The following is a 6,573-nucleotide window of genomic DNA, read 5'->3' as shown; positions in this document are numbered from 1 at the left end:
TCTACCAGCTGAGCTACGGAATCATATTGTTTTTAGTAGATCGTTATCCACTTGGTATTTTCTTTCTCTTTGACTCAAACCCAGAACCCTCCCGATAGCTATCGGGATGAGATAAGAATCATATTGCTCTGAAAATTTCAGAAAATTTAACCACTAAATCATGGCTTAAAACCTTTCAAATTGACTTCCTGGCCTTGCTTTTTGCCAGATCATTGCCGTAATTGGACTGCAAAAATAAGGGGACAAATTTTAAATGCCAAACGTGAAATCAATCTTTCTCACAAAACTTTTGATATTTTTATCGATATCTCTACAAAGTATTCATTGTCAAGCAGATGTAATCGGTCTAAATAAAGCAGATTCTTTGTTTAATGTTAGAAGCTATAAGGAAGCCATGGAAATCTATGATTCTAACTACCAATCCGGGGTTTATTCGCCGGCAATGCTGCTTAAAATGGCCTTTATTTCAGAAGGAATTGGAGACAACGAAAGAGCGACGCTTTATCTGAGTAAATATTATGACCTTGAACCCAATCCACAGGCCATTACTAAAATCAAAAGTCTTACCGGACAAAGTTCCTTAGTGGGATATGAAGTGAGCGACGGACAACGCTTTTTAATATTTCTCACCGAGTACCAAGAATACATCGTGGGAGCTTTAGCGATTTTTCTTTTACTTTCCATTGTCACATCCTGGATAACGGGTCGTAAATCCGAGAAGACGCAAACTTTCTGGCCAACCATACTGCTTATCGTTCTGATTTTCTTTGCAAATAACTTCCTTAATAGCCCCCGTACTGGGTTAATCACCAGCAGCCCTACTTTTATTGTCAGCAAACCATCTGCTGGAGGAGATCTGATAGACATGGTAGAACCAGGACATCGGGTGCATATCAAATCAAGCAAAGACATCTGGTATGAGGTAGATTGGAAGGATAAAAGTGCCTACATCAAAAAATCAGACGTGACACGGATGTGACAATAATGTTTCCTAAGTGGAATTCATCTTGCGATTCCTCCAAAATATGCTGATTGTTGAGACATGAAAAACATCTTGCTGCTTTGTGGAATCGCTTTGCTATTCGCATCCTGTGAAAAACCTGTTTCAGATGCACATTTCTATGACTCCGGAATATCTTCTGAATTGGCCCAATATAGAAGGCAGCAAGTATCGGATATTCACTACAACTTGTCTTTTGAAATTCCAGCTGAAAAATCAGAGCAAATAAATTCCCATTTGCTGCTGGAAGTAGAAATATCTGATCTATCCCATCCATTGATTTTAGATTTTCATGAGGAAGCATCTCATCTGCTTTCTCTCAATGTTAATGGAAAGGACACTAAGATTGATCATAGAGACCAGCATTTGGTAATAGCGAAGGAATTGCTGGTAAAAGGACCTAATTCCATTGAAATTGAATTCATCGCAGGTGAGCTTTCGCTCAACCGAAACGAGAGCTTCCTTTACACCTTACTTGTCCCAGACCGAGCTAGTACGCTTTTCCCTTGTTTTGATCAGCCAAATTTGAAGGCAAACTATTCTTTGACTATCACCGCACCAAAAGACTGGAAAGTCTTGGCAGGGGCACCAGAAATAGCTTCTGAGGAAAATGGTGAGTTTGCCACCCATCGTTTCGCCAAGTCAGATTTGATGAGCACCTATTTGTTTTCTTTTGTGGCAGGCGAATTTGAAGAAGCCAAATCAGCTTCTGACTTTCCACAAACCATGCTTTACAGGGAGACTAATCCTGAAAAAATTGAAGCTTCAATCACCGAGCTTTTCATTTTACATCAAAAGGCTAAAGAATTTTTGGAGGAGTACACAGCTTACCCTTTCCCTTTTCAAAAACTGGATTTTGCCACTATTCCTATTTTCCAATACGGAGGAATGGAACATGTGGGAGCTATTCAATACCGGGAATCCTCCCTTTTCTTGGATGAAAATGCCACTGATTCAGAATTACTGAGCAGGGCAAAACTTATAGGCCATGAAACCGCTCATATGTGGTTTGGAGATTTGGTGACTATGAATTGGTTTGAGGATGTGTGGATGAAGGAGGTCTTCGCAAACTTTATGGCTGGCAAGCTCGTCAATCCAACTTATCCAGAAATAAACCACGAGCTATCTTTCCTTACCAATCACTACCCTTCTGCCTATGGAGAAGACCGTACGAAAGGAACTAACCCTATTCGACAGAAATTAGCCAATCTGAAGGACGCAGGCTCCCTTTATGGAAGCATCATATACGACAAAGCTCCTATCATGATGAGGCAGCTTGAAACTGCCATGGGAAAAGAAGCATTTCAGAAAGGCATCCGGAAATACATCAAGACTTACGCAAACGGAAATGCAGACTGGAATGCCCTTGTCAGGATTTTAGATGAAAATACACCAATCGATCTTCAACAATGGAGCGAAGTATGGGTAAATCAATCGGGAAGACCAATTCTATCCGACAAAATCGAGCTCGCAAATGATGGAACAATCAGTTCTTTTGTAATTACACAAAACGCAGAAGATGGTTCAGATAAAGTTTGGCCCCAGCTTTTTGATATTACGTTTTTCTATGAAGATGAAAGTAAAACGTTTTCAGTAGCGATGAAGGATAAAACTCTGGATCTCAAAGAAGCAATTGGAAAACAGAATCCATCAGCTATTCTTTACAACAGCAACGGTCTTGGATATGGCGTTTTTCCTTTAGACCAAGTTTCTTTAGCGAATATCCATTTGCTATCTGACGAAGTGATGCGAGGTCAATCTTACATCAACCTGTATGAAAACACGCTTTCAGGAAATATTCAGCCCATTTTAGCTTTTGAAACGTTCCAAAAAGGAATTATAGCAGAGCAAAATGAAATTCTTGCACGATTGATTTCTGGAGAACTCAATAACATTTTCTGGAATTACCTCACCCAAGAGCAACGGAAGCAGGTTTTACCCGCTTTGGAAAATCAACTTTGGGACCAATTGCAAAAGGACCTTCCAACTAATTTGAAGAAAACAATCTTCTCTTTATACAGCGGAATTGCTTATTCTCAAACCGGTTATGACCGACTTTATACTGTCTGGAAAAAAGAAATTGAGATCAAAGACCTGAAACTTAACCCGGATAATTTCACCAGTCTAGCTATGACTCTAGCACTTTATGGTCACCCAAAAGCAGACGAAATACTTCTTGAAGAAAGAACCAGAATCAGCAATCCTGACAAACTTGATCGGTTTGACTTTCTTTTTCCAGCTCTCTCCCAAAATGAGACTGATCGAGATTCCCTATTCGAATCATTTAGAGAGCCAACTAATCGCGAAAAGGAATCTTGGGTTTTATCCGCTTGTGGATATATTCACCATCCTTTACGTCAAGCGAGTGCTATAAAACATCTTCCACTTGCTCTAGCGCTTTTAGAAGACATTCAAAAGACCGGAGACATCTTCTTTCCTAAAAGATGGATTTCTGCCACCGCAGGGCAATACTCATCGCCAGAAGCTGCTAAAATCGTCTCAGGCTTCCTGAAATCCAACACAGACTACAACCCTATCCTAAAAAACAAAATCCTACAAGCAACGGACGATTTGATGCGAGTCCAAGCCATCCGTCACTGATTAGAAATCTAAAGGGTCAAGGTGCTTAAAATGTCCGTTCTGTTTGATTTTCTCTTTGGCTTGCTCCGCCGCTTGTAATGCAGGAATGATTCTTTTGAGATGTTTGATGAGAAATTCAGTTCTTTTTTCCTCAGAAGGAAGTTTGATTAGCTCTAATTCCTCTTCGAGCTTAAGCCCTATTTTATGGGAAAAAGAAAATGAATCAACATCAGCTGGGTTGAAGCTCACATCATAACGCAGCAAATGGAGCATTTCCCTCAGGTAAAAAATATATTTATGATGTAAGAAATCCGGAACTCTCAGATCATCATCCAGCCATTCTATAACACCTGCAGCATATTCCTTGCCGGGCGAAGGATTATCAAAGGTGGCTATTTTGAAAACTCGTTGACCAACGGTTTTGATGTCCATTCTACCATCATCGTATCTGGTGTGAATATCACTTAATTTGACCTCTGTACCATATCCAGAAAGTTGATCTATAAAGGTGCAAACTCCGAATGTCAGACCTCCCTCCTCAACATCTTTGATTAACTCCTTGTATCGAGGCTCAAATATGTGGAGGTTAAGTTCTTCTCCTGGAAAAACGACTAATTTCAGTGGGAAAAAAGGAAGAATCATGGGCATGCTTTTTATTATACAACAGGCTTAGTCTTTATTTTTGTTTACACTATTAACGAAAAAAGCCGATCCTAAGATCGGCTTTCGTGTATATTTTGAGAATTACTTCTCCTTATTTGCTAGCAATGAAGCTTACCAAGTCGATTACTTTGTTAGAATAACCCCACTCGTTATCGTACCAGGAAACTACTTTCAAGAACGTGTCAGAAAGCTGGATACCAGCACCTGCATCGAAGATGGAAGTTCTAGCATCTCCAAGGAAATCGTTAGAAACCACATCGTCTTCAGTGTATCCAAGAACACCTTTCATAGTAGTCTCAGATACCTCTTTCATTTTAGCACAAACTTCAGCGTAAGTAGCTGGCTTTTTCAATCTTACTGTCAAATCGACAACAGATACATCTGGAGTAGGAACTCTGAATGCCATACCTGTCAATTTACCGTTAAGCTCAGGAATTACTTTACCTACCGCTTTCGCAGCTCCAGTAGATGAAGGGATGATGTTTTGACCAGCTCCACGTCCACCTCTCCAGTCCTTCGCAGAAGGTCCGTCAACAGTTTTCTGAGTTGCAGTAGTCGCGTGGACTGTAGTCATCAAGCCTTCCTCGATTCCCCAGTTGTCATTCAATACCTTGGCGATTGGTGCCAAACAGTTGGTAGTACAAGAAGCGTTAGACACGAAAACCATGTCAGAAGTGTAAGAATCTTCGTTAACACCCATTACAAACATCGGGGTATCATCTTTAGATGGAGCAGACATTACTACTTTCTTTGCACCAGCATCGATGTGACCTTGAGCAGTTTCTTTGGTCAAGAAAATACCAGTTGACTCGATTACATAATCAGCTCCTACTTCACCCCACTTAAGGTTTGCCGGGCTTTTTTCAGAAGTAACACGAATGCTATTTCCATTCACTACCAATGCGCCGTCTTTCACCTCTACAGTACCTTTGAAGTTACCGTGAGTAGAGTCATACTTAAGCATATAAGCCATGTAGTCTACGTCGATCAAATCGTTGATCGCTACTACTTGGATATCTTCTCTTTCTTGTGCAACTCTGAACGCCAAACGTCCGATTCTTCCGAATCCGTTGATTCCAACTTTAATCTTGCTCATATTATTTTGATTTTGAGTATAGGTTTGATTCCTAAAATTCCCTTTTAAGGGTATGCCTCTTTTGGCTAAAAATCCCTGTGGGGTGGCTAAGTTATTACATTTATTTGGCTAGCCCAAACTATCTTCGAAGCCACGTGAATTCAATCGATTTCGAAGAAAAATAGTTTCTTAAAATTCTGAAAAAATCATAATTACGATGCTTTTGCCTAATTTGAAGGCTGACTTAAGCAATTTTTAATGTTCGAAAAAGCAATTCTCGAAACTGCCGGCTACACTCGAGCTATACATTCTATATCCAGAAATTTTGGAAGCACACAAATCGAAAGAGGTGCCGCTACCCTATTCTTTGTCAATCAAGAAGGATATGCACTGACTTGCAAACATGTAGCTCAGTGGCTTTCTCAAGCGGATCAAATCAATCAAAAATACAACACCTTCTTACAGCAAGGCAGAGATCTCGGAGGAGGTCAGCGTTCTGCGCTAGCCAAAAAGCTTGGCTTAAAGTCCGACGCTACCTCAGAGATGCGTGTAACATTTGTGGATTGTGTAGATCAGATTAAAAACATGAAGTTCTTTATTCATCCGGAATATGATTTGGCCTTGATCAAATTCGAAGGTTTTGAGAAGACACTTTTCACCAGCGTCCCCAAATTCAAAAAAGATCATGTTGATATTAATCCGGGAGCCATGCTTTGTAGGCTAGGATTCCCTTTTCCAGAATTTTCAAATTACCAGCTAAATACGCAAAAACAATCTCTAGAGTGGACTAGTACTGGAGCAATGCGTTCTCCTCGATTTCCAATCGAAGGCATGCTTACCCGCTTCTTGGGAGACAAAAACGGCAAAGTCTATGGAATGGAAATGAGCACGCCTGGACTGAGAGGACAAAGCGGTGGGCCTCTTTTTGATGCCAGCGGCAAAGTTTGTGGCATGCAAAGTAGAACCAAGCATTTGCACCTAGGTTTTGATATTGAAGAAAAAGCAATAATCGCTCATGGCAAAGCTAAAAAAGTGAATGACTATGCCTTTATCCATTTAGGAGAATGTATTCACGTGTCAGTGATCAAGGAATTTATGCGTGCGAATGGGGTGAGTTTTGAGGAAGAGTAGTCGATTTCGGCTTTGGGGTGCTTGATTTCGGGTTTAAAAAAAATCGGACAGATTTCCACCCCTAGAAATAAGTCCGATTTTATAAAAGTTACTTAACACCGTGAGAATTGCTATTCCCATTGAG

General features: G+C 40.4%; 5 protein-coding genes. 3 read left to right on the top strand and 2 right to left on the bottom strand.

Going from position 1 to position 6,573, the window contains the following annotated elements; translation table 11 throughout:
• Window positions 1-253: 253 nt before the first annotated feature.
• Both LV83_RS20255 and LV83_RS20250 read left to right on the top strand, forming a co-directional pair.
• On the top strand, window positions 254-979 hold the full coding sequence (locus tag LV83_RS20255; protein WP_111613388.1) for an SH3 domain-containing protein: 726 nt from the start codon (window positions 254-256) through the stop codon (window positions 977-979).
• A gap of 63 nt (window positions 980-1,042) precedes the next feature.
• Window positions 1,043-3,601 carry a M1 family metallopeptidase gene (locus LV83_RS20250; RefSeq protein ID WP_111613387.1) on the top strand — a complete coding sequence of 853 codons (2,559 nt, stop codon included), beginning with the start codon at window positions 1,043-1,045 and terminating at the stop codon, window positions 3,599-3,601.
• On the opposite strand, the gene LV83_RS20245 is transcribed toward LV83_RS20250, so the two are convergent.
• Together LV83_RS20245 and gap are read right to left on the bottom strand one after the other, a co-directional pair.
• Complete coding sequence (locus tag LV83_RS20245) at window positions 3,602-4,222, bottom strand: LON peptidase substrate-binding domain-containing protein (RefSeq protein WP_245947116.1); 621 nt, start codon at window positions 4,220-4,222, stop codon at window positions 3,602-3,604.
• 112 nt (window positions 4,223-4,334) lie between these two features.
• The gene (gap, locus tag LV83_RS20240) at window positions 4,335-5,339 is read right to left on the bottom strand and encodes a type I glyceraldehyde-3-phosphate dehydrogenase (protein WP_111613385.1); all 1,005 of its coding nucleotides are present in this window, start codon (window positions 5,337-5,339) and stop codon (window positions 4,335-4,337) included.
• 237 nt (window positions 5,340-5,576) lie between these two features.
• Here gap and LV83_RS20235 point away from each other — a divergent pair, with 237 nt between their 5' ends.
• The gene (locus LV83_RS20235; RefSeq protein ID WP_111613384.1) at window positions 5,577-6,449 is read left to right on the top strand and encodes a S1 family peptidase; all 873 of its coding nucleotides are present in this window, start codon (window positions 5,577-5,579) and stop codon (window positions 6,447-6,449) included.
• Window positions 6,450-6,573 lie beyond the last annotated feature (124 nt).

The organism is Algoriphagus yeomjeoni (assembly GCF_003259505.1).
Taxonomy (GTDB): domain Bacteria; phylum Bacteroidota; class Bacteroidia; order Cytophagales; family Cyclobacteriaceae; genus Algoriphagus; species Algoriphagus yeomjeoni.
Note: the sequence above shows the minus strand (reverse complement) of the source record. Positions and strands in the feature narration are given on the sequence as shown.

Excerpts from the sequence above, each read along its gene's own strand:
- LV83_RS20255 (WP_111613388.1), top strand. The coding sequence starts at position 254 with ATGCCAAACGTGAAATCAATCTTTCTCACAAAACTTTTGATATTTTTA.
- LV83_RS20250 (WP_111613387.1), top strand. The coding sequence starts at position 1,043 with ATGAAAAACATCTTGCTGCTTTGTGGAATCGCTTTGCTATTCGCATCC.
- LV83_RS20245 (WP_245947116.1), bottom strand. The coding sequence starts at position 4,222 with ATGATTCTTCCTTTTTTCCCACTGAAATTAGTCGTTTTTCCAGGAGAA.
- gap (WP_111613385.1), bottom strand. The coding sequence starts at position 5,339 with ATGAGCAAGATTAAAGTTGGAATCAACGGATTCGGAAGAATCGGACGT.
- LV83_RS20235 (WP_111613384.1), top strand. The coding sequence starts at position 5,577 with ATGTTCGAAAAAGCAATTCTCGAAACTGCCGGCTACACTCGAGCTATA.